General features: G+C 52.4%; 20 protein-coding genes. 10 read left to right on the top strand and 10 right to left on the bottom strand.

Annotation, left to right across the window (positions count from 1 at the left end; all coding sequences use genetic code 11):
• Nucleotides 1-9 precede the first annotated feature (9 nt).
• Nucleotides 10-711, top strand: a complete 702-nt coding sequence (locus tag ACTG33_RS01780; RefSeq protein ID WP_439133456.1) for an MBL fold metallo-hydrolase — start codon at nucleotides 10-12, stop codon at nucleotides 709-711.
• Nucleotides 712-769: 58 nt separating this feature from the next.
• On the opposite strand, the gene xseA is transcribed toward ACTG33_RS01780, so the two are convergent.
• Entirely contained in the window at nucleotides 770-2128 is a 1359-nt protein-coding gene (xseA, locus tag ACTG33_RS01775; RefSeq protein WP_439133483.1) for an exodeoxyribonuclease VII large subunit, read from the bottom strand.
• A 353-nt stretch (nucleotides 2129-2481) separates the two neighbouring features.
• Between xseA and guaB the strand changes: the two genes are divergently transcribed.
• A complete protein-coding gene (guaB, locus tag ACTG33_RS01770; protein ID WP_439133455.1) occupies nucleotides 2482-3957 on the top strand; it encodes an IMP dehydrogenase in 1476 nt (491 codons plus the stop codon).
• Between the two features lie 117 nt (nucleotides 3958-4074).
• Nucleotides 4075-5655 (top strand): glutamine-hydrolyzing GMP synthase, encoded by a 1581-nt coding sequence (gene guaA / locus ACTG33_RS01765; RefSeq protein WP_439133454.1) that lies wholly within the window; start codon nucleotides 4075-4077, stop codon nucleotides 5653-5655.
• A 104-nt stretch (nucleotides 5656-5759) separates the two neighbouring features.
• On the opposite strand, the gene ACTG33_RS01760 is transcribed toward guaA, so the two are convergent.
• From ACTG33_RS01760 to ACTG33_RS01750, 3 genes are all read right to left on the bottom strand, one after another.
• On the bottom strand, nucleotides 5760-7136 hold the full coding sequence (locus ACTG33_RS01760; RefSeq protein ID WP_439133453.1) for a class II fumarate hydratase: 1377 nt from the start codon (nucleotides 7134-7136) through the stop codon (nucleotides 5760-5762).
• A 74-nt stretch (nucleotides 7137-7210) separates the two neighbouring features.
• Nucleotides 7211-8701, bottom strand: a complete 1491-nt coding sequence (gene dacB, locus ACTG33_RS01755) for a D-alanyl-D-alanine carboxypeptidase/D-alanyl-D-alanine endopeptidase (RefSeq protein ID WP_439133452.1) — start codon at nucleotides 8699-8701, stop codon at nucleotides 7211-7213.
• 217 nt (nucleotides 8702-8918) lie between these two features.
• Complete coding sequence (locus ACTG33_RS01750; protein ID WP_439133451.1) at nucleotides 8919-9620, bottom strand: superoxide dismutase family protein; 702 nt, start codon at nucleotides 9618-9620, stop codon at nucleotides 8919-8921.
• Nucleotides 9621-10000: 380 nt separating this feature from the next.
• Between ACTG33_RS01750 and ACTG33_RS01745 the strand changes: the two genes are divergently transcribed.
• The 7 genes from ACTG33_RS01745 (at nucleotide 10001) to ACTG33_RS01715 (ending at nucleotide 19128) form a co-directional block, all read left to right on the top strand.
• A complete protein-coding gene (locus ACTG33_RS01745; protein ID WP_439133450.1) occupies nucleotides 10001-12898 on the top strand; it encodes an AAA family ATPase in 2898 nt (965 codons plus the stop codon).
• A complete protein-coding gene (locus ACTG33_RS01740) occupies nucleotides 12891-13697 on the top strand; it encodes a mechanosensitive ion channel family protein (RefSeq protein WP_439133449.1) in 807 nt (268 codons plus the stop codon). The genes ACTG33_RS01745 and ACTG33_RS01740 overlap by 8 nt, the downstream gene beginning before the upstream one ends.
• A gap of 128 nt (nucleotides 13698-13825) precedes the next feature.
• The gene (locus tag ACTG33_RS01735; RefSeq protein ID WP_439133448.1) at nucleotides 13826-14653 is read left to right on the top strand and encodes a hypothetical protein; all 828 of its coding nucleotides are present in this window, start codon (nucleotides 13826-13828) and stop codon (nucleotides 14651-14653) included.
• Between the two features lie 33 nt (nucleotides 14654-14686).
• Nucleotides 14687-15754, top strand: coding sequence for an ABC transporter substrate-binding protein (locus ACTG33_RS01730; protein ID WP_439133447.1), 1068 nt, complete (start codon nucleotides 14687-14689; stop codon nucleotides 15752-15754).
• The gene (locus ACTG33_RS01725; RefSeq protein ID WP_439133446.1) at nucleotides 15751-17271 is read left to right on the top strand and encodes an ABC transporter permease; all 1521 of its coding nucleotides are present in this window, start codon (nucleotides 15751-15753) and stop codon (nucleotides 17269-17271) included. The genes ACTG33_RS01730 and ACTG33_RS01725 overlap by 4 nt, the downstream gene beginning before the upstream one ends.
• Nucleotides 17271-18287 carry an ABC transporter ATP-binding protein gene (locus tag ACTG33_RS01720; RefSeq protein ID WP_439133445.1) on the top strand — a complete coding sequence of 339 codons (1017 nt, stop codon included), beginning with the start codon at nucleotides 17271-17273 and terminating at the stop codon, nucleotides 18285-18287. Before ACTG33_RS01725 ends, ACTG33_RS01720 begins: the two co-directional genes overlap by 1 nt.
• A gap of 67 nt (nucleotides 18288-18354) precedes the next feature.
• Nucleotides 18355-19128, top strand: coding sequence for an alpha/beta fold hydrolase (locus ACTG33_RS01715; protein WP_439133444.1), 774 nt, complete (start codon nucleotides 18355-18357; stop codon nucleotides 19126-19128).
• An 85-nt stretch (nucleotides 19129-19213) separates the two neighbouring features.
• Here the strand turns inward: ACTG33_RS01715 and ACTG33_RS01710 are convergent, their stop codons facing one another.
• The 6 genes from ACTG33_RS01710 to ACTG33_RS01685 form a co-directional block, all read right to left on the bottom strand.
• Nucleotides 19214-20341 carry a hypothetical protein gene (locus ACTG33_RS01710; protein WP_439133443.1) on the bottom strand — a complete coding sequence of 376 codons (1128 nt, stop codon included), beginning with the start codon at nucleotides 20339-20341 and terminating at the stop codon, nucleotides 19214-19216.
• Nucleotides 20338-21015 (bottom strand): hypothetical protein, encoded by a 678-nt coding sequence (locus ACTG33_RS01705; protein WP_439133442.1) that lies wholly within the window; start codon nucleotides 21013-21015, stop codon nucleotides 20338-20340. The genes ACTG33_RS01710 and ACTG33_RS01705 overlap by 4 nt, the downstream gene beginning before the upstream one ends.
• A complete protein-coding gene (locus tag ACTG33_RS01700) occupies nucleotides 21012-23021 on the bottom strand; it encodes a VWA domain-containing protein (protein WP_439133441.1) in 2010 nt (669 codons plus the stop codon). The genes ACTG33_RS01705 and ACTG33_RS01700 overlap by 4 nt, the downstream gene beginning before the upstream one ends.
• Entirely contained in the window at nucleotides 23018-23581 is a 564-nt protein-coding gene (locus ACTG33_RS01695) for a DUF4381 domain-containing protein (RefSeq protein WP_439133440.1), read from the bottom strand. The genes ACTG33_RS01700 and ACTG33_RS01695 overlap by 4 nt, the downstream gene beginning before the upstream one ends.
• Nucleotides 23578-24564: a DUF58 domain-containing protein gene (locus ACTG33_RS01690; RefSeq protein WP_439133439.1), complete on the bottom strand. Its 987-nt coding sequence runs from the start codon at nucleotides 24562-24564 to the stop codon at nucleotides 23578-23580. Before ACTG33_RS01690 ends, ACTG33_RS01695 begins: the two co-directional genes overlap by 4 nt.
• On the bottom strand, nucleotides 24561-25465 hold a 905-nt coding region (locus ACTG33_RS01685; RefSeq protein WP_439133438.1), incomplete at its 5' end, for an AAA family ATPase. The genes ACTG33_RS01690 and ACTG33_RS01685, both read right to left, overlap by 4 nt.

Here is a 25465-nt window from a genome sequence, read left to right as displayed (position 1 = left end):
GAGACACAAATGATATTTCGTCAATTGTTTGATCGTGACAGTTCGACCTATACCTACTTACTGGGCAGTAATGAAGGAAAGGCTCTGATTATTGATCCCGTTAAAGAGCAGATTCCCCTCTATCAGCAGTTGTTGAAGGAGTTAGGGTTGAAGCTGGAAGTTGCAGTGGATACCCACGTGCATGCCGATCATGTTACGGCTTTGGGAGATCTGCGTGACATGACTGCTTGTGTCACGATGATGGGCGAGCAAAGTGGCGCGGCTTGTGTTTCTAAAACCTTTCGGCATGGAGATGTGGTTGCTTTGGGAGAGCTGTTGTTGGATGTGCTTTATACACCGGGCCATACGGACGATTCCTACTGCTTATACCTTCGGTGCCCAGAGGGGAATCGTGTCTTTACCGGGGATACTTTGTTGATCCGGGGAACGGGACGCACGGATTTTCAAAACGGTGATGCATCTGACCAATACCACAGCCTTAAGCATTTGCTCAGCTTGCCTGATGCAACATGGGTTTATCCCGGACATGATTATAAAGGCTGGACAGTCAGTACCATCGGCGAGGAAAAGCGTTTTAATCCTCGCTTGCAGGTGAGTAACGTCGACGAGTATGTGTCATTGATGGAGAATCTCAAGCTCGCGAATCCTGCGCAAATGGACGTAGCTGTGCCGGCGAACCTGAAGTGTGGCCAGACTACTTCTCGGCCGTAGCGATAGCCTATAGCGGATTGTCTGTGGCGAATGTCTGTGGCGAGACGTCTGAAATAGGTCAGACGCCTGTCTTCGTAACGGTCGATTCAACACTGCCTTTGGCAAGGCGAGTGACAATCGTATCCCCTGTCTGGAGCGCTTCACTGGAGCGGATGACCTGACCCTTGTTGTCCGTGGTGACGGTATAGCCCCGCTGTAAAATATTCAGAGGGCTGACGCTGTCGAGCAGGGCAGAGCTTTTGCCCAGAGCCTGGCGGGCGGTTTTCAATTGGTGTTGAATGCCAGTTTTAAGACGCTGTTCGAGATAGCTAAGCTGTTTCTGGTGTTGGGCCAGTGCTTTTTTGGGGTTCAGGCTGTCGTGGTGTGCGGTAAGGCCTCGCAGTTGCTGTCCCTGTTGCTGCAGCATTCTCTGAATATTCTGGCGCAGGCGAATTTCCAGATTGTCGAGGTGTTGTGCCTGGGCTTGAAGCCTCTGACGAGGGTGCTGTAACCGGGAAGAAAATGCGGTGAGTCGCTCTTGTGCTCGGGACAGGCGGCGTGCCATCGAATCCTCAAGCAAGGCTTCATAACCGTAAAATTGCTGCAGCATTTCTTGTCCGTTCGGTGTGCAGACTTCAGCTGCAGCAGAAGGTGTTGGTGCCCGTACGTCCGCGACGTAATCTGAAATTGTGATGTCCACTTCGTGCCCGACAGCACTGATGACGGGGATTCGGCTGTCAAAAATGGCCCGGGCGACGATTTCTTCGTTAAATGGCCAAAGATCTTCCAGAGAACCGCCGCCGCGACCAACAATGAGCAGGTCGCAGGAGCTCTGCTGATTGGCGTTATGCAGAGCTTTTACAATTTGCCCCGCAGCCTCTGCCCCCTGAACGGCGACCGGAAAGATCGAAACCGGGATGGAGGGAAAGCGCCTCGCCAGGACATGCAATATGTCGCGAATTGCAGCGCCTGTGGGGGAGGTGATGACTCCAATGTGCTCCGGCAGTGCAGGTAAAGGCTTTTTATAGGCTGGATCAAACAGCCCTTCCTGATGCAGTTGTGCTTTAAGGGCCTCGAAAGCTCTCTGTAGGGCTCCCTCGCCGGCATCTTCCATGTGCTCTACGATCAGTTGATAGTCGCCGCGCCCCTCATACAAGCTTACACGAGCCCTCAGTAATACTTGTTGTCCCTGTTGCGGGACATTCCGCACTCGCTGGTTGCGATTGCGGAACATGGCGCATTTAACCTGGGCGTTGGCATCCTTCAGGGTGAAATACCAGTGCCCGGAGGAGGGGCGGGCAAAATTGGATATCTCACCTTCCACCCACAGTAAAGCCATGTGAGTTTCCAGCAACTGGCGCGCGCGCCGATTCAGCTGAGAGACGCTGATAACGTCGCGTTGGGGGAGTTGGGGCTGGAGGGGGTCGGATGTCTGCATGGCCGGCATTGTGGCATTCAATGGGCATGGACTCAATCTGTGTTCGACAGATATAGGTGTGGAGAATTGAGTGCCATTATACAAATAGGGGGTGTGACGCCGCGGTCATTTCTCGCGGATTGGCCGGGTTCACCATTCTGTCACGGGCCTCACCTCAAAATGGGCTAGAAAGCGGTATCTATAGGAGCTTATAGAGTGATTATGAGTTTCTTCTTAAGCACTTTTAGCCTATAATTCCGCGTTTATCTCGGAACCGCCATTACAACGATCAGAGGGGCCTCAGAAATGAGTTTACTTGCCCCGGTTTTGTCGTATTCGCGGTTCGCAAACTCTGTGATTGAGGTTGGATCCCTATGTTACGTATCGCCCAAGAAGCATTGACCTTTGATGATGTCTTGTTAGTTCCTGGTTATTCGGATGTGACTGCCAAGGATGTATCCCTGAGAACTCAATTAACTCGCGATATTCACCTGAATATTCCTCTGGTGTCCGCAGCCATGGACACTGTGACTGAAGCCCGTCTGGCCATTTCCATCGCTCAGGAAGGTGGCATCGGTATCATCCACAAGAGCATGTCCATTGAGCAGCAGGCTATGGAAGTGCGCGGGGTGAAGAAATTCGAAGCTGGTGTCGTGAAAGACCCGATTACTATCGAGTCTAATGCCAGCATCCGCGACCTGGTGGCACTGACCAAGCAAAATAACATCTCCGGTGTGCCGGTTTTGGAAAACGGCAATCTGGTTGGTATCGTCACCGGCCGTGATGTGCGTTTTGAAACCAATCTGGAAGCCCCGGTTTCCAGCATCATGACTTCCAAAGAAAAGCTGGTTACCGCCAAAGAAGGTGCTGAAGCGGACGTTGTTCGCGAGCTCTTGCACAAGCACCGTATCGAGAAAGTCCTGGTGGTCAATGACCGCTTTGAACTGCGTGGCCTGATTACAGTTAAAGACATTAACAAAGCAGAAAGATACCCCAACGCCTGTAAAGATCCAGAAGGACGCTTGCGTGTAGGCGCATCAGTAGGAACCAGCCCGGACACGGACGACCGTGTTGCAGCTCTGGTTGCGGCTGGCGTCGACGTTTTGGTTGTTGATACCGCTCACGGACACTCCAAAAACGTGCTGGACCGGGTGAGCAAAATCAAAAAAGAATATCCGGAAGTTCAGGTCATCGGCGGCAACATCGCTACCGGTGATGCGGCAAGAGCTCTGGCTGAAGCCGGTGCAGATGGCGTTAAAGTGGGTATTGGCCCTGGTTCTATTTGTACGACCCGCATCGTTAGCGGTGTCGGTGTGCCACAGATCTCCGCAATCGCCAATGTGGTCGAAGCATTGGACGGTACGGGTATTCCGGTGATTGCCGATGGTGGTATCCGTTTCTCCGGTGATATCGCCAAGGCTCTGGTGGCCGGTGCTCACGCGGTGATGATGGGTTCCATGCTGGCAGGTACTGAAGAAGCTCCGGGCGAAGTGGAGTTGTATCAAGGCCGTACCTATAAAGCATATCGCGGTATGGGGTCTCTGGGAGCGATGTCCCAAACTCAGGGTTCTTCCGATCGTTACTTCCAGGATGCCAGTCAAGGTGCTGAAAAACTCGTACCGGAAGGCATTGAAGGACGTGTCCCCTATAAAGGCCCGTTGGCGGCGATCGTGCACCAGATGATGGGTGGCGTACGCTCTGCTATGGGCTATACCGGCAGCCTTGATATCACGGCCATGCGTACCCAGCCACAATTTGTCCGCGTGACTTCTGCAGGCATGGGTGAGTCTCATGTGCACGATGTCCAGATCACCAAAGAAGCGCCTAACTACCCAGTCGGTGGTCGTTAAGCCAACGAAGAGATAAAAACAGACACTGAGTCAGATCCCATCACAGGATCTGACTCTTTTGCATTAAACGAAACTGTTATTGTTTAACAGCCGATATTTTCACAACCGAGACAGGCAATGACCCAGGATATTCACGCTCAACGTATATTGATTCTCGATTTCGGATCACAGTACACCCAATTAATCGCTCGCCGCGTTCGTGAGATTGGCGTTTATTCGGAAATTCGTGCGTTTGATATGAGCGCCGAAGAGATTCGCGATTTTGATCCCAGTGGCATTATTCTGGCCGGTGGACCTGAGTCTGTCACAGCAGGGGAAAACTCTCCCCGTGCTCCTGAACTGGTGTTCACCTTGGGCGTGCCGGTTCTGGGTATTTGTTACGGCATGCAAACCATGGCTGAGCAGCTGGGTGGCAGCGTCGAAGGCTCCAACATTCGCGAGTTTGGTTATGCTCAGGTGAATGTACACGGCAAGAGCGCCTTGCTTCACGACATTCGCGATCATGTGGATCACGACGGTAGCTCATTGTTGGATGTGTGGATGAGTCACGGCGACAAAGTGTCCCAAATGCCGGAAGGTTTCGAATTGATGGCATCAACTGGCTCTTGTGCCATTGCTGGTATGTACCACGAAGAGAAAGATTTCTACGGTGTGCAGTTCCATCCAGAAGTGACACACACTCTGCAGGGTAAACGCATCTTTGAACACTTTGTGTTGGAAACCTGCGGCTGTGAAGCGTTGTGGACGCCAGCCAATATTGTGGAAGACGCGATCAACAAAGTTCGTGAGCAAGTGGGCAGCGACAAAGTGCTGTTGGGTTTGTCTGGCGGTGTTGATTCTTCGGTCGTGGCTGCCTTGTTGCACAAAGCCATTGGTCCACAGCTGACTTTCGTGTTTGCGGATAATGGATTGTTGCGCAAAGATGAGGGCGATCAGGTCATGGACATGTTTGCTAAAAACATGGGCGTGAAAGTCATTCGCTCCGATTCCGCAGACTTGTTCCTCGGTAAGTTGAAGGGTGAAGCGGATCCTGAAGCGAAGCGTAAAATCATTGGCAACACCTTTATCGACGTCTTCGATACTGAAGCCTCTAAATTAAAAGACGTGAAGTGGTTGGCCCAAGGCACCATTTATCCTGATGTGATTGAATCTGCAGCGGCCAAGACTGGCAAAGCTCACGTGATTAAATCTCACCACAATGTTGGTGGCCTGCCTGACGATATGGCATTTGAATTGGTTGAGCCTCTACGCGAACTGTTCAAAGATGAAGTGCGCAAAATCGGTTTGGAATTAGGCCTGCCATACGACATGGTTTACCGTCACCCATTCCCAGGGCCAGGTTTAGGTGTTCGTATTCTGGGTGAAGTGAAAAAAGAGTACGCCGACATTCTGCGTGAAGCTGATGCTATTTTCCTGGATGAGCTGCACAAAGCCGATTGGTACCACAAAACCAGTCAGGCCTTTGCCGTATTCCTGCCAGTGAAATCGGTTGGAGTTGTGGGTGATCAACGTCGTTACGAGTGGGTTATCGCACTCCGAGCCGTAGAGACCATCGACTTTATGACTGCTCGCTGGGCACACCTGCCTTATGAGCTGCTGGAAACCGTTTCCAACAGGATCATTAATGAGATCAGTGGTGTTTCCCGAGTTAGCTACGACGTGTCGAGCAAGCCGCCTGCTACGATTGAGTGGGAGTGATTCCACACCAGTTTAGTTGCCGATCAGTACCGACAACTAAAAACCTATGAAACCCAGCTTATGCTGGGTTTTTTGATTGTGGTCAGTTTTTTGTGGAGATGATTCTAAACTCCGCCATGAGTCAGCTTCAACGGATCGAGAAGACGTTCCAGCTCTTCCCGACTCAGATCCGTGTGTTCAGCTGCCACGTCGATAATCGGGCGGCCTTCCTTGTAGGCCAGTTTGGCAATTTCCGCCGCTTTCAAATAGCCGATGACCGGGTTTAGGGCGGTTACCAGAATGGGGTTGCGGGCCAGAGCTTCTTTCAGAACGTCTTCACGCACATTAAACGTAGCGATGGCTTTTTCGGCCAGCAGGCGGCTGATGTTGCTCAGCAGCTCGATGCTCTCCAGCAGGTTCTTGGCCACCAGCGGCAACATCACGTTGAGTTCGAAGTTACCTGACTGGCCGGCGATGGTGATGGTGCTGTCGTTACCGATAACCTGTGCGGCGACCATGGTTGCTGCCTCCGGAATAACCGGATTGACCTTGCCGGGCATGATGGAGGAGCCGGGTTGTAAGGCCTGCAATTCGATTTCGCCCAGACCGGCCAGTGGGCCTGAGTTCATCCAGCGCAGGTCGTTGGCGATTTTCATGATGGAGACGGCAGTGGTTTTGAGTTGGCCGGACAGTGATACGGCGATATCCTGCGAGCCAATGTGGGTGAAAAAGTTTTTCGCTGGGGTAAACGTGATTCCGGTTTGAGCGCTTAAAGCGCGGTTGAAAGCGGCAGCGAAATCCGGGTGGGCGTTGATTCCTGTGCCCACTGCAGTGCCGCCCTGTGCCAGACTTTGCACGCTAGGTTGTAGCTGTTGCAGGCGCACGATGTTCTGTTCTATCTGGTCGCCCCAGGCATTTAAACTCTGACTCATGCGTACTGGCATGGCGTCCATTAAGTGGGTTCGACCGGTTTTGACATGTTGATCCACGCTGTCGGCTTTGTGGCGAATGGTACTGACCAGTGTCTGCAAGGCGGGCAAAAGATTATTGTGCAGTTCCAGGGCGGCGCTGATGTGAATGGTGGAAGGGATGATGTCATTGCTGCTTTGGCCGCAGTTGATGTGGTCGTTGGCGCCCACTTCCTCGCCGTAAATGTCGCTGGCCAGGGTGGCCAGTACTTCGTTGGCGTTCATGTTGGAACTTGTTCCTGAACCGGTCTGGTAGACATCCACCGGGAAGTGTTGCATGAAGTCCTCATTCAACAGTCGATCAACTGCCTGACAGATGGCATCTCCCATTTTCTTTGGGATTTGGTCAAGTTCCGTATTGGCTATTGCTGCTGCGTGTTTTGCCAGTAGTAGAGCGCGAATAAAAGCCGCGGGCATGGTTTCGCCACTGACAGGAAAATTATTGACTGCACGCTGGGTCTGAGCGGCGTAGAGGGCGTTGGCTGGGACTTCCAGTTCACCCATACTGTCTTTTTCAATGCGGGTGTTGGTCATGGTATTGCCTGCTATTCCATGAAGAGTGTTTTATGAGTGTGCAGGCTGAGCTTGGATTGGTCAAACCGTCTGGATTAATACTGTTTCAGTATCTGTCTAACGGTTTCCTTGACGGCTTGGGTGCGGGCTCCATAGGGGACTCGAGGGCGCTCTTCAGTACCGTTGATTAATATGGCAAAGGCACCCCAGTTACCATCTTTTTTGCGGAAATAGCCCGCCAGACCCGATATCGAAACAGGGTCGTTCATGGTACCTGTTTTGGTCGCGATACGCGCACGCCACTCTGGGTCACGGCTTCGATAAAAGTTTGATCGAGAAAACTCCGGTACCGTTAATGATCCAACAAAGGCCGGGAATAGATCGGTTCGTAGGTACATGCTTTTCAACACAGACACAATGTCTGAGGCTGACAGTGAGTTTTCAGGTGTCAGCCCACTGCCACTGTTCAGTATCAGCGTGTTATCTCCGCCATCATGCAAAGAATTTATTGTAAGCAGCTTTTGCCCAGCGTCTTTTAGTGTGAGCGGGCGGGGCTGTCCCGGTGTTTCTGCAAGAAGATTTAGGGTGATTACATCCGCCATATAGTTGTTGCTGTAGATCATCATGCTGATCAATTGCTCGGCCAATGGAGCACTTTCAAGCTTAGCCAGAGTATTTAAGTTTTGAGCAGTGGGGCTCGACTGGATCTTTATGTCACCGGTGATGGTGATGCCGACTCGTTTTAAAACTTCGCGAAAGACCAGACCCGTTTGTAATGGCGGATTGCTTACGGAGCGATAAAATTGAAAGCCAGGATGACCTTTGTTAATTTTTCCCGACACTCGGAGTTTATCGACGTTATCTTTGCTTTTTCGGGAAACATGAACAAAACCGGCATCACGGGCTACCGTGTCAATCTGGCCTGTAATTTCAACGTCTGGGAGTGCCAGCTGACACAGCCGGGTATTGGCAGGTGATCCGGATTGAGGGGCTGGTGAAATATCCACGCACCAAGTGGCAAAGTTGATTCCCGCTGAAGACAGCGGTGCATCATAAGAGTTTAGACCCTTTTCTGTTGCGTTACAGCGGTCTTCACTTTGACAAGGAACTTGACCAAATAATGACTGATCAATCACAAGGTTCCCTTGAGCTTGAAGAATACCCAGTTCTGAGAGCTGGGCTGCTAATTGCCAGATACCACCGGTATCAAGAGCGGAATCACCTCCGCCGACAAAAGAGATGTCGCCATGTACGATGCCTTGGCGTGGCGCGGGCCCCACGATACGAGTGAGGAATGTTTTCCTTGGGCCCCATTTTTTGAGTGCCGCAGCAGAAGTGAGCAGTTTACTCAGTGACGCAGCTCCCAAACGCTGATCAGAATTGAATTCTGCTAATACTTTTCCTTCAGGAAGGTCTATTACCAGTCCGCTTACCTCGGCGCCGGACGCATTCAGCTTTTTCAGAGCTGTGAGGTTTATGCCTTTGATTTCAGCAGTTGTGCTGGCTGAAACAGAGAAGAGCAAGAGCAGCTGCACCGTGGTCTTGAAAATGCGGAGGACTGAGTGATTAGCTGTGCTGAAATTCATAAATACGAGCTATTTGAGTGGGCAATTCCCAAAGGATAGTCAGAAAAGTAACTAAAGTCATTAATGTGTGTCAGTGTCGTGATGTCGAATAAAAAAACAGCATAGGGCTGTTTTTTTATTCTGTTGAGGGTGTCTCCAAATAAATTTCCACGACCATCATGTCAATATTGCCGAAGAATTGATAAGGCGTTTATCATTTTGGAAGTTATTCCGCTGGCTACTGGGGGTCTGCCAAAACGTCAGGATTTCTCTGAATAACACCACAACCAATTCGGTTACCAGCATCGCCCGCCGGGTCGGTAGTCAGGTCATCCGCTTCTTCGTGAATCACCACAGCTTTGTGCAAGATGTTGGCGGGCCCTGAGAAAGCGAGCCCTTCGAATTCTAGCTGTGCTTTAATTTCTCCCAAATCATCGGCTTCTACATTGCCCAAGTCGCCCAGGTGACGTTCAACATCATCTCGACTGCCATGATCTTTTTGATAGGGATTGAAATGACCGCCAGCGGATGAGGCGTCTTCCGCTGAACAGTCGCCAATTTCGTGAATATGGAAACCATGCTTGCCCGGTTCCACTCCGGAGATATCGATTTCCACAACCATAACGTCTCGATCTTCGGATGGATAGAAGCGAACGGTGCCTGCGGCATTGTAATTTTTGGTGGGTTCAACATTGGCTATCGCTAAATCGACCAGACTGAATTGTGCCATTTCGCTCGCTTCTCCGCTGTCGTCTGTAACGCTGTAATCACGCTCCGGTGCGTTGTCTGACAAAGTCGACGGCGTATCTTCGGGAGTGGTTGGTGTTGCTTGTTTGTCGGAATCACAGGCGCTGAGAAGTATTGTTATTGAGGTCAGGGCGAAAAAAAATAGCCGGGTTTTATTGTGTGTGGAACGGTATAAACGTTGGAAGCGCGACATAACAGATTTCTCCTGTTGGGTTTATGAGCTCAGGCTTGTGTACCCTTCAAAATAGCATAATCTTTACCAATCGCCTTTGAGTGGCGTGTGTTATTGCTTTTTGCGATTCGTTTCGCGGTGCTAGCCTTTCATTTGAAGCTTCTGTTAAGTCGTAAATAAGCACTTGGCGCCCAGCGGCGAGCTCTGATGTGGCAGTTGATACAGCCTCGGGGATGGGGAGAATGAAACGCCATCAATAAAGAAGTATTCTGAGAAGATCCCTGCAATATCGTGTGTGGTAATAACTCCAGTGTCTATAATTACTATCAGGTCAGGGGCTCACGCCATAGCGGATGCCATACCCGAAAACGGAACGGCTCGGCCGTATATTCAGGAGTTGCATGGCTTTTATAAGAACCCTCACGGTTATGGCGGTGTGTTGCCTGATCCCACTATTGGTGCACTCACAAAGTGCTGTTGAGCCCTCCAGCTCTGAACCTGCTGCGTCGTCAGTTGATGCGCCTTCTGTTTCCTCTCCGCCCGAGCAAGCGGAGCCTTCCATAGTCCCCCCTCCTGAGTCCCCACGTGTTGCAGTGATCCCAGGATGCAGTGATGAATTGGTCTTATTGCAGTCGTTAAAGCAGGATCTGGCGAATCTTGAGGCTCGACAAGCCGTCTATGCATCTATTTATACCGATCAATTGTCATCCGACCTGACACTGGAGGAAGCTCTGCCCGAGCCGATTTCCGAAGTGAGCTTGCAGGCGTGGCCTGAAGAGATCGATTGTCCAGCGTTGCAGAAGCAATATCACGCTTCTCGTCATGCTTTAATCAAGGCGCGGGAGCGATTGCTCAGACATCAGAAGAGTTGGGCGGAGTTACCCGAACCACTGAGAGATATCCTGCTGAGTGTATGGGAGTCACGACAGCGCCTGTTGCGGCACGACCAAGCGCTGCTTTTGGGGCTGGATTCAGCCACTGGGATGGCTGAGAAAGTTCGCCAAAACAGCGCTGCCGTGCAACTTCAGCTCAGTGACCAGCGGCGTGAGTTCTTCGATTTGTTGTTCTCCAGCTATCGGCAGGTGACTCCGGCCAGAATTGCTGATCTGCTGGCCTTGTGGCGAGGTTCTTTCGAGCTTAATCCGTCGGCCAATTTGCCTGCGGAGGAGGTCCTGGATGAGCTTTCTGCCGAAGAAGAGGCCCTGAGTCGTGACTATTTTCAGGTGGCGAACTTTGATGCAATGGTGCAGCGCAATGCCTTCAATGACGTGCGGGCCTGGTTGTGGCGTGAGCGCCATGAAGTGTTTCTTGAGGTGGACAAGAGGGACAGAAAGGGGTTGCTGGTAGATGAAGGCGAGGCGTTTCTCAATCGCCTGTCATGGCTGATAGCGGATACTCGATTCAACTATAGCGGCGACGACACCGGCAGCTCCCGTTTTCGGGGCTGGATAAAGGGCTTCGCGTATCTGTTGGGTTTTTTGGGCTTCTTTTTACTGGTCATCATTGCGCAAAACCTTGAGGCTCCAGCGGCCAAGCTACAAAGCCAGTTCGCACACTGGAGCCGCAAGCGGCGGTTGGCATCACAGTTCAGTCGAGTGACCGCCGGGTTGCCGTTGCTACTGCCCTGGTTAGTGGGGTTGCTGGGTTTGCACCTGCTGTATCAGTTGTTTACCTATTACCATCTGCCTCTGTTGAATTCGCTGGTTCCATTAGCGCGGTTGTTCATTCTCTACGGGTTGATTTACCTGGCGGGAGAGTGGCTGCTACAGCGGATTATCCAGCAGGCCGGCAGCTTTCTGAATGAAGAGCAGCTCAAGCAGGTGCAAAACCATGCCCGAGGCGCTGCCGCAGTGGCGGTATTACCACTGCTGGTGGAGGACTTTGTCGAGCTTGGTGTTGGGCCTTCGAAACTATTGGATCTTTGTCATTGGTTCAGCATTTTTGGTGTTCTGTTGGCTCTTGGGTTGTTACTGCGCACTCGCCGCCAGGACTTTATCAATGCGTTGAAATCCGTTCTGCCATCCCGGTGTGACAATCTTATTGAGACGTTGCTGGGTGAGCGTCTGTTTTTGCTGGTGGCACCGGTCGCAGCGCCGCCGTTACTGTTGGCGCTGTTGGGCAGTTTTCTGCATCAAGCGCTGTTTGATTACGACTGGTATCGCAAGGTATTTGCCCGCAGTTTCAAGTTGCGGGCTGCTTCCGATGCGTCACAGCAGGAAGAGAAATCCGATCCGGTCTCGAAAGAAGATTACGAGCGCTGGTTTCTGAATGACGTCCAGGGTCAGATACCGTTTATCGATTCCGGACTCTATGAAAGGGTACGCAAAAGTCTGGACATGTGGGTCGCCGATAAATCCTGTGAAAATTCGTTACTGTTAACCGGAGCGCGAGGATCTGGAAAATCCAGCGTTCTGCATCGTTTACAGCAAAACATGGCCGAAGAACACCCAGATGTGGCGGTGAACGTGGTTGAGGTTCCGGCCAAGACCATTAGCGAAGAGGGGGTGCTTACGCTTGTTGGGGAGGCGCTGAATACCGATCTTGAGGCCGGGCCCTCAGCGCTGGTACGGACGGACGCCGAGAGACAGCCGACGTTGATCATTCTGGATAATGCTCAGAATCTTTTTCTGCGTCGGGTGGGGGGACTGATTGGTTGGGAGACGCTGTTGAGTCTGATCAATGCCCGAGTCGAGAATGTGTTCTGGGCGGTTGTTATGAACAATCAGAGCTGGGCTTACTTGAGCAATATCTATGGGGAAGATTATCAGTTTCGCAATGTAAAAGTGGCGAGACCCTGGACGCAAAACGATGTGCGTTCGCTGATTCTGTCGCGAAATCATCTCAGTGGTTACAAAATCCGATATGACGAAATTCTGTTAACCACTCGAGGACCAGAGGCAGGCAATATTCGAAACGCAGAGCAACTCTATTTCAGTCTGTTGTGGGACGATTGTCTCGGCAACCCGATGCTCGCGCTTCGCTTGTGGTTGACTTCCGTACGGCTGGATGGAAATTTCGCAGTGGTAGGCATTCCTGAAGAGGTGTCCGGTGGCTGGTTGGAACAACTGAGCAACGACCTGCACTTTGTTTATGCTGCGATTATGATTCACGAAAATATGACCAGTGATGAATTGGTGGAAGCTACTGCTCTGCCGGAAAGGGTCGTGCGCACGGCATTGAAAACTGCGTACGACGCAGGGTTTATCCAGCGCTCTGAGAATCGCCGCTATCGGATTGTCCCTTTGTGGTTTCCCACTATTATGAAGCTATTAGCCAGGAAGAACCTGCTGCATGAATGACGATAACCTAACACAAGAGCTGGCTGCATTTTCGGAGATGTTCAATACGAGCACTCTGGTACTGTTGATCTTTTCGATCTTTTTCCTGTGGATGGTTAACTGGTTTATTCGTCAGTTTATGACCCGGTTGATGGCTCGTTTTCCGACTCGACGATTCGCCATTATGCAGCTGTCCACGCTGCTGAGTTTTACGTTGTATATTGTGGGTGGCGTGGTGTTGGTGGTAGGAGTGCTGCGGCCACCTCATGAATTCATGATCGCGGTGGGTGGTTCGGCGGCGGTCGCGTTTGGTTTTGCAATGAAAGATGTGGCAGCTTCGCTGGTGTCGGGCCTGATTCTTTTATTCGACCGACCCTTTCAGGTGGGCGACCGGGTTACCTTCGATGATGTTTACGGGGAAATTATGGCAATTACCCTGCGTACCGTTCGATTGAAAACCCTGGACGACAATATTGTCACCATCCCCAATTCCCGCTTTATCACCGATGTGGTGGCTTCAGGTAATCTGGGTGCGATGGATATGATGGTGGTGACCGACTTTCACCTGTCTCTGGATGCGGATATTCAGGCGGCACAGGATATTGTTCGTCAGGTGATTGTGACCAGTCGCTATGCCTACCTAAAAAAGCCGGTGACATTCTCGGTAGAAGAAGTACAGGTAGCTGAACGCTTGTCAATTCGTCTGAAAGCCAAGGCCTATGTGTTAGATGTGAATTACGAAAAAGCCTTCCAGAGCGATATCACGATTCGCTCTACGACCTTGTTTCGCGAGCGGGGAATTCCCCGTCCGACGCGATAAGGTCTCATCCGGTAGTAACAGATAAACAATTGCAGAGAGTAAAGAAGTTGCAGATTCCCCACTCTCTGCTTTACCCATTTGCTGATAATAAGTATCATTTCGCATCAAATCTCAACGAGGGAATCGTTATGCAATCTGTCGTCAAGAAACTAATCGTTCAAAAACATCGCAGAGCAGGTCTTATCGCGGGGCTGTGTACCTTATTGATGGCAGGGCAGGCTGCTGCCAATGGCGCCATCGGTGACCATGTAAACCATTTACAGGACCACTTGGGTCAATATACAGAAGAAGTTAATTGGCTGGTTGGCAAGTATGACGGTGTCGTCGATACCTATGAAGAGAAGGGTCAGAAAGCCGCTCACTCAGATTCAATGATTGAGTTCTGGGAAGAAGTGGATTTTCACTCTGCTATTGAAACCAATTATGTTCCTGTTTATGCCTCAATCTGGCAGGGCATCTATGGTGTGAAACAGGCCATTGATGGCGGAGCATCGATTGAAAAAGTACGTGCTGAGCAGGCCAAATTAGACCAGGCATTGTGGCAAGCGCTGGGTGCGGTTAAACTCGCGGCCCAATATCAGCAGAAGGGCTTGCTGAACAAAATTCAGACAACTGAAGTTGAGCCTACCACCGCTCCTGAAACTCTGGAAGATATTAAACACCGTCTGGATCGTGTTGTTGCCAAATACGCAGAGAAATTGCCTGATGCGGCTACCACCATTGTCCACGATACGTACCTGCAGCGCTTTGAAGGTGTAGAAGGTGCGTTAATTGAGCAAGATGCTCACTTGGTGGAAGATTTGGAGAAAGACTTCAATGTAACCCTGCCACAGGCATTGAGCGGCGACGCCAGTGTTGACGATGTACGTCAGGTGGTCAGTGCGATGCAGGCTAAGCTGGATAAAGCCAAAGCCCTGTTACTTGAAGCAGAAAAAGACCGTAAAGACGTTTTTTAAATCGGTTAAGCATTAAACCGTAAGGATATTAAGTTGCAGCGCAGAAGCTTTATACAGGCTCTGGCTGCGGCTGGAGCTCTCGGCAGTTTGCCGCTGGCTGTCAGTCGCAGTCTCGCCGACGACAGCACTCAGAGCAGTACTCCTGGCGATCACGGAAACGCTATATCAGTCGAGCAATTGCCCCCTTTGGAAGGCGATATTACGCTCTATCTCGGCCGTGGTGAGGGTGGACTCTACGAAAACGTCCTCGACGCCATTCGTAAGCGCAACCCCAAACTGAATCTTCAGGTTCGCCGAGGTGCAACTGCGGCTCTGGCTAACTCCATTGTCGCAGAGGCCAAAGCCGGTGTACGTCGTGCCGATGTCTTTTGGGCGGTGGATTCCGGAGCCATTGGACTGGTGAGCGATGCGGGACTGACTCGAGCATTACCGGCGGATTTGACGTCTCAGCTTAAGACCGGATTTCAATACCCGGACTGGACTCCGGTCACAGGCCGTATCCGTACTCTGCCTTATAACACCGATCGTTTAACGGCTGATCAGATCCCAGACAGTGTCATGGCACTGGCGGACAGTGATCTGTCTATCGGTTGGGCTCCGGCTTACGCGTCATTCCAATCGTTTGTCACCGCCATGCGATTACAGGAAGGCGAGAAGGCCACCGCTGATTGGCTGAAAGGAGTTAACGAGCATGCCACCAAATACGCCGGTGAATTGGGTGTTGTTATGGCGGTGGAGCGTGGAGAAGTAGATGTGGGCTTTGCCAATCACTACTACACCTTGCGGTTAAAGTCTGGCAAGCCCGATGCGAAGGTCGATTTGGCGTTCACCCGAAACGATGCCGGTTGTCTGGTAAATGCCTCGGGTATTCTGGCGCTGAGTGAGGGTGATCTGCCGGTCAACTTCATTCGCTATTTGTTGACCAAAGAAGTCCAGTCTTACCTGGCAACTGAAGCTTACGAAATTCCACTCGTGAATGGCGTTAAGCTGCCAGAAGGGTTGCCCGCTCTGAATACCATTTCTCCACCCAAAGTGGATCTGACCCAGTTGGCGGATTTGCGTCCAACCCTTAAGTTGATGCGCAGCGTTGGCGTTTTATGACCCGTTGGCCAAAGTCCTACCCGCTGGCATTCATTATTGCCTTGTTGGCACTGGTGCCAGTGGGGGTGTTGATCGGGCTGGCTTCCGACACAGCTGAGCTGTTCGATGCGCACAACCTGAAGGTACTTACCAATACCCTGTTGTTAATGATTCTGACGGTTCTGGGGTCAGTACTGATCGGTGTTCCCCTTGCTTTAATCACTGCCTACGTACAAGTTCGCTGGCGCAAGCTATGGCTGGTGATTCTGGCGGCACCACTGGCCATGCCCAGCTATATAGGCGCTTTTACACTGTACGCGGCTTTTGGCCCCGGTGGTGAGATCGATAACCTGTTGGGAATCCCGACGCCGTCGATTAATGGTCTGGCCGGTGCGACGTTGGTGATGACTCTCTATTCTTACCCCTTTGTGATGCTAACCACCCGTGCCTCGCTGCTCAGTCTGGATACCAGTCTGGTGAATGCGGCCCGTACTCTGGGCATGTCTCTGGCTGCCTGTCTCTGGCGAGTGGTGTTGCCTCGCGCGGTTACCGGGATTGCCGCAGGCGCCTCATTGGTGGCTCTGTACACTCTGTCAGACTTTGGTACACCAGCGATTATGCGTCTGGATACGTTTACCCGGGTGATCTTTGTCGAATACAACGCATTTGGTTTGAGCCAGGCCGCCATGCTATCGCTGCAATTATTGGTGATTGTGGGGCTGGTACTGTTTCTTGAATCCAGAGTGAAAGGCAATCAGGAGAAGCCTGGTCGACACCTGTCTCTGTGGCCTGATGGCTGGCAAAAAGCCTTAATGTTTTTGCTGATCACTCCTGTCACCTTACTGGCGATCGCATTGCCACTGTTGGTCTTCGGGGTTTGGTTAGTGCGAGAGGGAACGGGCGGGTTTGATTTCAGCTACGCCTGGAACTCCACGCATGCTTCTTTGTTGGCGGCACTGTTTGCGGTCATTCTGGCGATACCCGTCGCTCTTGCGGCAATTGCCGGGCGAGCTGGCCGTTGGATGGAGCGGGTTACCTATTTGGGATTTGGGGTGCCGGGTATCGTGATGGGGACGGCACTGGTCTATATCGGCCTGCAGTTACCGTTTCTCTATCAGACGCTAGGATTATTGGTCATAGCCTATGTTCTTCGGTTCCTGCCTTTAGCGGTGGGTTCCGTGCGTTCTACGGCAGAGGGGCTGGATCCTAGCCTGGTGAAAGCTGCGCGATTATTGGGTGCCAGCCCTCGAGAAGCTTTTCAGCGAGTGACCTTGCCTTTAACCCTGAGAGGCATGGTTGCGGGTGCTGCTCTGGTGTTTCTTGAGGCGATGCGTGAGCTTCCAGCCACTTTGATGCTTGGTCCCACAGGGTTTGAAACTCTGGCCACTTACTTGTGGCGAGTGTATGAGGCGGGTTATTTTGGCCGTGCGGCGATCCCCGGTTTAATATTGGTGCTTATGTCCGCATTGGGTCTGGCGCTAATGTTGTCTGGCGAGCGGCGGGCGGAATTTGATGTTACAGAGGATCGGCACCATTAATGTTGAAGGTTAGTAATCTGTCCGTGAACTACGGTTCGACTCGTGTGGTCAATGACTTGAATTTGTCATTGGCCGAAGATGAAGTGCTGATGCTGGTTGGCCCCACAGGTTGTGGCAAAACCACCATTCTGCAAGCTCTGGCGGGTTTGGTTCCGATTTCCGGAGGAGAGATTCAACTGGGAAAGTGGCAATCAACACCTTCGAAAATGGTGCCACCTGAAAAACGCAATGTGGGTATGGTGTTTCAGGACTTTGCCCTGTTCCCTCATCTGACGGTTGAACAGAATGTGAACTTCCGTCTGAGGGACAGTTCTCTGGCGGATCACTGGATCAAGCTGCTGGGGTTGGACGCTTTTCGTCAGGCAAAACCGGGCAGGTTGTCGGGTGGACAGAAACAACGTGTCGCACTGGCGCGTACTCTGGCTCATGAACCGTCGTTTATTCTGCTGGATGAACCCTTGTCCAATCTGGATGCGGCGCTCAAAGACAGCCTGCGCTGGGAAATTCGCAATGCCTTGAAAGCCGCTGGAGTACCAGCGATCTGGGTGACTCACGATCAGGAGGAAGCCCTGTCGGTGGGTGACAGAGTGGGTATTCTCAATGGTGGCGTGCTGGATCAACTGGATACACCAGAGACCTGCTTCAGTGAGCCTGCGAATCGTTTTGTGGCCCGTTTTTTAGGCGAGGCCAGCTTCCTTCCTGCTCACATGGAGCAGATTAATCAGGTGTCGACGGCACTAGGCGTAGCTCCGGCCGTCGCTATCGATGGTGCCAGTGGTGATGTTGACCTGCTGTTACGTCCGGACGATCTGTCCCTGATTTTGGCACCTGACGGTAATGGTGTGGTGGAGTGGGTACGCTACGAAGGTGGTTCCCGCCTCTATGCGGTTAACCTGGATGACGGTACCCAGTTGAAGGTTAGGGTCAGTCACGAAAATCATGTGGCCATTGGTGATCGAGTCCGTATGGGGATAACTACGACTCATCCTCTGGCAGTGTTTCAGCGAGACAGTTAAAACGTACAGCCTGTCTGGTTGATGGGTTCGTTATAGAAAAGCCAGTTTAGAAGCGAAGAAAAGTCCTATGTCTGAATTAATCTATTGCCGCGATGAGTTTTCCGGAGCTTCCGGTCAGCCGCTGTTGTTAATACACGGCTTGTTTGGGGCGTCTGAAAACCTGATGGGCATTGCCCGTGGGTTTGAGGATCGTCCAGTCGGTCTGGTCGATCTGCGCAATCACGGTCGTTCCTTCCATGCGGATTCCATGACTCAGACTGAAATGGCAGAAGATATTATTCGACTGTTGGATGCCAAAGGTTGGGATAAAGTGGATGTGCTCGGACATTCGCTGGGCGGCAAGGTGTCACTGCAGTTATCACAGATAATGCCTGAACGAATCAATCGTATGGTGGTGGCTGATATTGCGCCTGTCGATTACAAACCTCATCACCAGTTGATTCTGGAAGCCCTCGACGCTGTCGATACGGCAACGATCAAAAGCCGCTCTGAAGCCGACAAAGTAATGAGCGAATACATTGAAGAGGCCGGGATACGCAGCTTTCTGCTGATGAATCTGGTGCGCTCTGCTGAAGGAGGCTATCAGTGGCGTTGTAACCTTGACGGGCTTAAAGCAAATTATGAGGTCATACGCTGTGCACCGGAGTTTCAACAGGCTTTCGATGGGCCTTGTCTCTATATCCGGGGTGGAAGCTCAGACTATGTGGTAGACGCTTATCGAACAGAGATTAATCGCTTTACCCCCGGGGCTGAGATTAAAACACTGGAAGGTTGTGGTCACTGGCTACACGCAGAGAAGCCTGCGGAATTTAATCAGCTGGCAAAAGACTTTTTGGGATGACGCCGGGCTGAACCTCTATCTGGCAGCTTTTCTGGCTGCCTACTCCTTATTCTTTCTTTTCTTTGTGTTTTTCTGATCCAGCTTCTTATGCTTCGGCACGGCTTCCCGATTTTCTCTCAGTAGGATTCAGAGGCTGTAAGTGAACCGCCTGAAACGGGATGGCTGCACGTTTAATGGCAGCACGTACACGTCGATTTCTGCTGGCAAAATACAACACACCCGCAAGCAGCAACAAAACTACGACTCCGCCAATTAATGTGTTTCTGGATGCTGCACTTCTTAGAGGGTTACTGATTCCAGCCTGCTCCGAAGTGCCCGCAGAAGCCATCGCCGGATTGGCTTTTACGTGTAGCGTTCTTGCCGGCAAAACTTCTGTGCGGAGTTCTTCTGTGTCGAGATCAAACCAGGTGAAGCGAGTTTCCGGAATGACAAATTGTCCGGCCCGTTGGCACAGGTAGGTAATTTTGTCTTTGCGTACTCCCACCAGTGTGCCGCGATTGTCACTGTCCAGCAGTTGCCTTTTTTCATAAACGCCCACGCCGTCGATCTCGTCAGCCGGAAACGGTGGGAAGATCATGCCCGGAACATCGGGTGCGGTGAAAGTGATGGTGCGGGTAAAAGCGGTGCCGGCTTTCACTGTGTCTTCACCGGGTTCCGGGCTCCAGTTTTCTTCAAATTTAAGGTTGCGCGCACTGATGACAGTGCCTAGTTGTTCGGCTCCTGGTGGTTTTTTCACCGAGAAGGGCTGAGACGGTATGGTGACTTCCGCGGGTATTCCGTCCGTGTCGAGGGGGCTGGGTTTGAAGGAGAAGCGGGCGTTGATGGCAGGGATGGTTTGCTGACCTGCGCGCATAGACCAAGCCCGAAGTTCGTATTGCTGTACGGTATAGCGGACGTCGTCGATAACTTTCGTGCTTATCACCGGGTGACTCGCTGGGGGCATCAGCAGTACCCCTTGTGGATCCGGGATGTCAAAACTCACCGAACTGTCGAAATAGCCAGGAGCGGCAATGGAGACTTGCATTGAAACGGCTTGCCCAACCCAGACGGTACCTGTGGTGGATAATTTTGCTGTGACCTTTGGCGCATGCTGAGTTGTTGAAGCCTGTGCGGCAGCCTCTTCAGCGACCGTGTGCGTTAATGAAAACATTAGAAGTACGCTCAATATCAGCAGTGCGCTCAATGGTTGGGTTGCAGGTCTTGCTAGCATCATGGTGTTTCGTCCTCATCCTGAGGAGTCTGGTTATCCTGCTCGGTGTGCGCAGCTTGCCAGGCGACTTTGGCGCGGAGGAAATCAGCTGGTGTGGTCTGTACGCGACGCAGCCAGCTGGCTCGCAAATCGGAGTTTGAAAGGTCCTGTGCGCTCAAATCTTTGGGCTTGCGCTCTTTGTCGTCGCCTTTTTGATCGGCAATGGTTTCATCCGGGTCGTAAGCGTCGGCGGATTCCTGATCGCGATTTTCGCCGGCATCATCAATGAGTTTTTTACGTGCGATGGCCAGCGCTTTATTGTCTTCCGCTTCTTTCCAGTGGGGCTTAAAACCCAGGGCGCGGTCGTAGCTCTTAATCGCGTCATCGTATTTACCGTGCATCAACCAAGAGTTGCCTTGATTGAAAGCACCCGTGGCACCGGGGACTCTGGCAAAGGTGTGAGCGGCATCCTCAAAGTCACCGTAGCGGTACTGAGCAACACCCTTGCGCCATGAATCGGTGTAGGTTTTTGCCGCATCCTGATAGTGCTTTTCAGACATCAGGTGATCACCACGTTGGTCGGCGCTGAACCAAAAGTTGGGGTTGCTCCAGGTGCCGTAAGCCAGTATGGCCAATATCAGTAAGCTGACGATGATTGCCAGTTTTTTTCGGGATTGGAAAAGCAGGGAAGCGTTCATGATGCCCGACGCTCCATAGACACCATCCAGCCACGACGGAAAAACATCAGTAACATCAGGGCAAGAATGGGGGTGAGCCAGTAACCGCTTTCTGCCCAGCGGGTATCGTTTGAACCACCGCTGATGTCAGCAAATTTGGCGGCACTGGCCAGGTTTTGTACATCCGAATCGTCCGCGGTCAAGGAGACGAGCTTGGCGTCTACCGCACGGGCCGTGTCTGTTAATGTATCTAGCTCATCACCGGGTAATAAGGGCGGCAAGAGCCGCACTTCAGTGCTCGAAGACCGTCGCCACTGATTCAGCGCTTGAGCTTGCTCGGGAGCAATGCTGTCGGTAATCCACAGAATAGAGCCTCCGCCAGCGGCCTCGAGTGTCTGATCTGCCAATTGTAAGGCCTTGGCGGCAGCATCACCGTCTTGCGGCATGATCTGTGGCGTCAGAGATTGGGCGAAAGAATTAATAATACCTGCGTCTTCAGTGGCTGGCATCACGCTGTGGGCGGTTCCTGAGTAAGCAATCAAAGACGCCTTGGCGGTGCCTCGTATTTTCAGCAAATCGTGAATTTTCTGTGTCGCTCTTTCCTGTCGACTGGGTTGCACATCCTCGGTTTCCATAGAGGGAGACACCTTGACGACGATAGCAAGTGCGGCGGTGTCATCGGCGAAAGGCGAGGGGACGTGTTTCCAGCTGGGACCGGCGATGGCAAGTATGAGAATTAGCCAGCTGAGACCGACCCATTCCAGGGGGCCGAAGCGGGATTGTTTTTGTTGTCCTCCCCAAAGATGATCCAGTAATTGCGGCGCAATGATACCGCGCCAGGCGCGCTGGGTTTCAGTCTGTCGGTGCAACAGCCACCACAGCAAAGCGGCGGGCAGCAGCGCTAGCAACCATTCAGGGCGAATAAAATGAAAGGCAAACGGCAGGATACCTGCTGGAGCCACTGAGTTAAGCGTCGAAGCAGAAGATGGAGAAGAGGAGGAGTGAGAGGATGAGGAGCGAGAGCCGTTTTCTGGAGGTGTTTTCTCTGTGTTTCGCAACGTGAGTAACAACCCTGCAGAGAGGTACAGCATGGAAGCCGCCAGGCAAGCCACCAGCGGCCACCAGTACACATCGCGACGCGGACGATGGGAAATTGTCTGTACCTTGCGGGTTTCAATTTGATCCAGCTGATCGTAAATGGATTGCAGTTCTTTTCCGCTGGAGGCGTGGGAGTAGATTCCTCCGGTACTCGATGCGACACGTTTGAGTGTGGTTTCATCCAAGGCGTCTTCGCCCACGGCTTTGGGATCGCCTACAGCGACCGTGTGAATCACAATGCCTTTGTCGCTGGCTATCTGGGCGGCCTTGTCTGGTGGAACCTGACTGGTGGTGTCGTTGCCGTCCGTTAAGGCAATTAAAACGCGCTCTTTGACGGTACTGCGGTCGAACACATTGATGGCCAAGCCGAGGGCATCGCCAAAAGCGGTTTGTGGGCCTGCCATGCGTACTTGTGCTTCTTCAAGCAGTTGGCGGCAAACATCAAGATCTTCGGTGAAGGGCACTTGTACAAAAGCCGCACTGCCAAACAAAATCAGCCCGACGCGGTCGCCCTGACGTTTGGCCAGGAAGTCATCCAATACGGTTTTAACGGCCGAAAGCCGATCAACCACTTGCCCCTGTGGGTTTGTGAAATCCTGGGTTTCCATGGAGCCGGAAAGGTCTACCGCCAACAGTAAATCCCGAACCGGAATTTCTTTGCTCATGGGTGGTTCAATCAATTGAGGACGGGCAAGGGCGAGAACAATGCACAGCCAGCAAAAGATTACGGTTAGCCAGCGCAGAACGCCACCTTGCGTCACCGTCGCGCCGTGGCTGGGATCGTGACCCACCATCGCTGCGAGGCGTGGCAGAAAGGGCACCACCAGACCGCGACGGGGCATTTGGTGCGGCGGTACCAGCCACCAGACCAGAAGCGGCAGGGGTAGCAACAGAAGAACCCAGGCGTGTGCAAGTGTCAGGTTGTTCACGCAGCCTCCTGTTTTGAGGCGGTTGTATCTGTCGTTCCGGACTTGGCCGGATCATTGGCTTGTTGATGCTGGCGAATCCAGATGCGGATCTCGGCAATCAGCGCTGTAATTTCTGAAGCTTGCAGCGGTTGATCCGTAATCTGATAGATCACCGACTCCAGCTTGTTTCCCAAACCCTCCGAAAAGCGTGTGTTGCCTGTGCTATCCAGAAACGCAAACCAGGCAGGTCCTGTGAGGGTGGCGACCTCAGGGCGAGGGAAGGCCGTGACAGCAGTCCGTTTCAACAATGTGGACATGCCACACAGAGTGGTGTGTTGATGCTGAGAGTGTTGATACTGAGAGTGTGCCGCGTTCGATTCCAGTTGAGCCAATTCTGCCAATGCTTCCCGGCGATAGCGGTTCTGCTGATAGTGAATAATTCCCCAAATGCATCCGCCTATAAGCAGGATTGTGACGATTGCCAGTAACCAAAGCCAGCCCGGTGCGGGTGGCCACCAGGGCGCAGGTGCAGCCGTGATGATGTCGTGCAGTTGGTCAAGACCGGTAGGATTGCTCTTCATCGTGGACGTACACCCAATCGTCGACGGATCTGATCGGTCACTTCTTCGGCGGTACTCAGAGGAATGACCGGTGTTTCGCGCTGGAGCAGAAAACGGCGACCTCTGCTGCGTGTAGTGGCGAAGTCATCGCGAAAGCGTTCTTGCAGGCTGCGTTGAGTGGTGTCGATTTCCAACTGATCCTCGCCGTCTTCAAAGACCAGTGGCCCGGCATTGGGCAGCTCACCTTCGAGCGGGTCGTGGACAAAGCCGAACAATATATCGTTGTGTCTGGCAATACGGGTAATCAGATGTCGGGTTTCTTCATCCTGTCCGTGGCCATCGCTGATGATGCACACCAGACAGTCGTGCTTTGCCAGCCTGTCGCAGCGGCGCAGCGCTTCATTAAACATTTGAGGGTTGCTGCGCACTCCTGCAGTGACTGACAGTGCGTGGTTTTGCTTAACAATCGCCTGCAGAATTCGGATAACCGCGGAGTGGCTCCGTTGGGGACGCACTTCGACGATATCGGAATCATTAAAAATCAATGCTCCGACTCTGTCCTGTTGTGCCAGAACTCTCCAGGCTCCCAGCGCGGCAGCTTCGGCGGCCGTGACCGATTTCATTTGTCTGACGCTGCCAAAAAACATCGTAATACGTTGATCAACCACCAACAGCGTGGTGCGTTCGCGCTCTTCGGTATAAACCCGGCTGTGGGTTTTGCGAGTGCGAGCGGTCACCTTCCAATCGATCTGGCGGATGTCGTCACCGACCTGATATTGCCGGATTTCTTCAAAGTTGAGTCCCCGGCCACGCAGGCGAGAGGAGTGACGGCCGGCCAGTAAAGAGTGGACAGGCTGTTTGGGTAAGAAGCTGAAGCCTTGAGCGCGATGGCGCATGCCGACCAGATCTTCCAGCCGGGTATAGACGCCCTGTTGATCAGAGCGTTGCTCGGGGCCTTGGTTGGGGCCTTGGTTGGGGTTGTGCCCGGAAGAGGACTCGGTCATGCAATCGCAACCTGCGTTAACACTTCGTCGAGTACCTTATCTCGGGTGATGCCCTCCGCTTCGGCTTCATAGGTCAGAATCACGCGATGACGAAGACAGGCATGGGTGACTGCTTTGACGTCATCTGGCGTGGCTGCGTTACGGCCTTCTAACCAGGCGTGAGCCCGTGCGGCACGGTCAAGTGCCAGCGTCCCACGTGGGCTGGCGCCGACGTGTAGCCATTGTGACAGCGGCGAATCCGCATAATCAGCTGGGCGTCGTGTTGCCGCGATAATCGCGACAATGTAGCGCTCAACCGCATCGGAGACCTGTACGTCCAGTACTTCTTTGCGTGCATCGAGAATCGTCTGCGCGGGAATTTCACCTGCCTGCTCTGTGGTGGTACCAGCATCTTCTCCACGCACCAGACGCAGGATCTTGCGTTCATCGTCGTCGCTGGAATAATCCACATAAACATGAATCAGAAAGCGATCCATCTGTGCCTCGGGCAGGGGATAGGTGCCTTCCTGCTCAATGGGGTTTTGGGTGGCCAGCACCAGGAATAGCTCAGGCAGTGGATGGGTTTTCCCTGCGACGGTTACCTGACGTTCTTCCATGGCTTCCAGCAGTGCCGATTGAGCTTTGGCGGGGGCGCGGTTGATTTCATCGGCCAGTACCAGATTGCCGAAAACAGGGCCCGGTTGAAACTGGAACTTGTCTGAAGACGCTTCGCCAATGTAAATCTCGGTACCGGTAATGTCACTGGGTAGCAGGTCCGGGGTGAACTGAATTCGACTGAATTCACTTTCTACGTTTTTTGCCAGCATTTTAATGGTACGGGTTTTTGCCAAGCCAGGAAGGCCTTCGAGTAAAACGTGACCATTGGCCAGCAGGGCAATCAGTAATTGTTCGATAACGGCCT

This window comes from Pseudomaricurvus sp., assembly GCF_965662505.1.
Lineage (GTDB): Bacteria > Pseudomonadota > Gammaproteobacteria > Pseudomonadales > Cellvibrionaceae > Pseudomaricurvus.
Note: the sequence above shows the minus strand (reverse complement) of the source record. Positions and strands in the feature narration are given on the sequence as shown.

What these genes read in the sequence shown, in the direction of transcription:
- dacB (WP_439133452.1), bottom strand. Translation starts at nt 8,701, where the DNA reads ATGAATTTCAGCACAGCTAATCACTCAGTCCTCCGCATTTTCAAGACC.
- ACTG33_RS01740 (WP_439133449.1), top strand. Translation starts at nt 12,891, where the DNA reads ATGAATGACGATAACCTAACACAAGAGCTGGCTGCATTTTCGGAGATG.
- ACTG33_RS01780 (WP_439133456.1), top strand. Translation starts at nt 10, where the DNA reads ATGATATTTCGTCAATTGTTTGATCGTGACAGTTCGACCTATACCTAC.
- ACTG33_RS01725 (WP_439133446.1), top strand. Translation starts at nt 15,751, where the DNA reads ATGACCCGTTGGCCAAAGTCCTACCCGCTGGCATTCATTATTGCCTTG.
- ACTG33_RS01695 (WP_439133440.1), bottom strand. Translation starts at nt 23,581, where the DNA reads ATGAAGAGCAATCCTACCGGTCTTGACCAACTGCACGACATCATCACG.
- ACTG33_RS01735 (WP_439133448.1), top strand. Translation starts at nt 13,826, where the DNA reads ATGCAATCTGTCGTCAAGAAACTAATCGTTCAAAAACATCGCAGAGCA.
- ACTG33_RS01750 (WP_439133451.1), bottom strand. Translation starts at nt 9,620, where the DNA reads ATGTCGCGCTTCCAACGTTTATACCGTTCCACACACAATAAAACCCGG.
- ACTG33_RS01690 (WP_439133439.1), bottom strand. Translation starts at nt 24,564, where the DNA reads ATGACCGAGTCCTCTTCCGGGCACAACCCCAACCAAGGCCCCAACCAA.
- xseA (WP_439133483.1), bottom strand. Translation starts at nt 2,128, where the DNA reads ATGCAGACATCCGACCCCCTCCAGCCCCAACTCCCCCAACGCGACGTT.
- guaA (WP_439133454.1), top strand. Translation starts at nt 4,075, where the DNA reads ATGACCCAGGATATTCACGCTCAACGTATATTGATTCTCGATTTCGGA.
- ACTG33_RS01745 (WP_439133450.1), top strand. Translation starts at nt 10,001, where the DNA reads ATGGCTTTTATAAGAACCCTCACGGTTATGGCGGTGTGTTGCCTGATC.
- ACTG33_RS01710 (WP_439133443.1), bottom strand. Translation starts at nt 20,341, where the DNA reads ATGATGCTAGCAAGACCTGCAACCCAACCATTGAGCGCACTGCTGATA.
- ACTG33_RS01705 (WP_439133442.1), bottom strand. Translation starts at nt 21,015, where the DNA reads ATGAACGCTTCCCTGCTTTTCCAATCCCGAAAAAAACTGGCAATCATC.
- ACTG33_RS01720 (WP_439133445.1), top strand. Translation starts at nt 17,271, where the DNA reads ATGTTGAAGGTTAGTAATCTGTCCGTGAACTACGGTTCGACTCGTGTG.
- ACTG33_RS01715 (WP_439133444.1), top strand. Translation starts at nt 18,355, where the DNA reads ATGTCTGAATTAATCTATTGCCGCGATGAGTTTTCCGGAGCTTCCGGT.
- ACTG33_RS01760 (WP_439133453.1), bottom strand. Translation starts at nt 7,136, where the DNA reads ATGACCAACACCCGCATTGAAAAAGACAGTATGGGTGAACTGGAAGTC.
- guaB (WP_439133455.1), top strand. Translation starts at nt 2,482, where the DNA reads ATGTTACGTATCGCCCAAGAAGCATTGACCTTTGATGATGTCTTGTTA.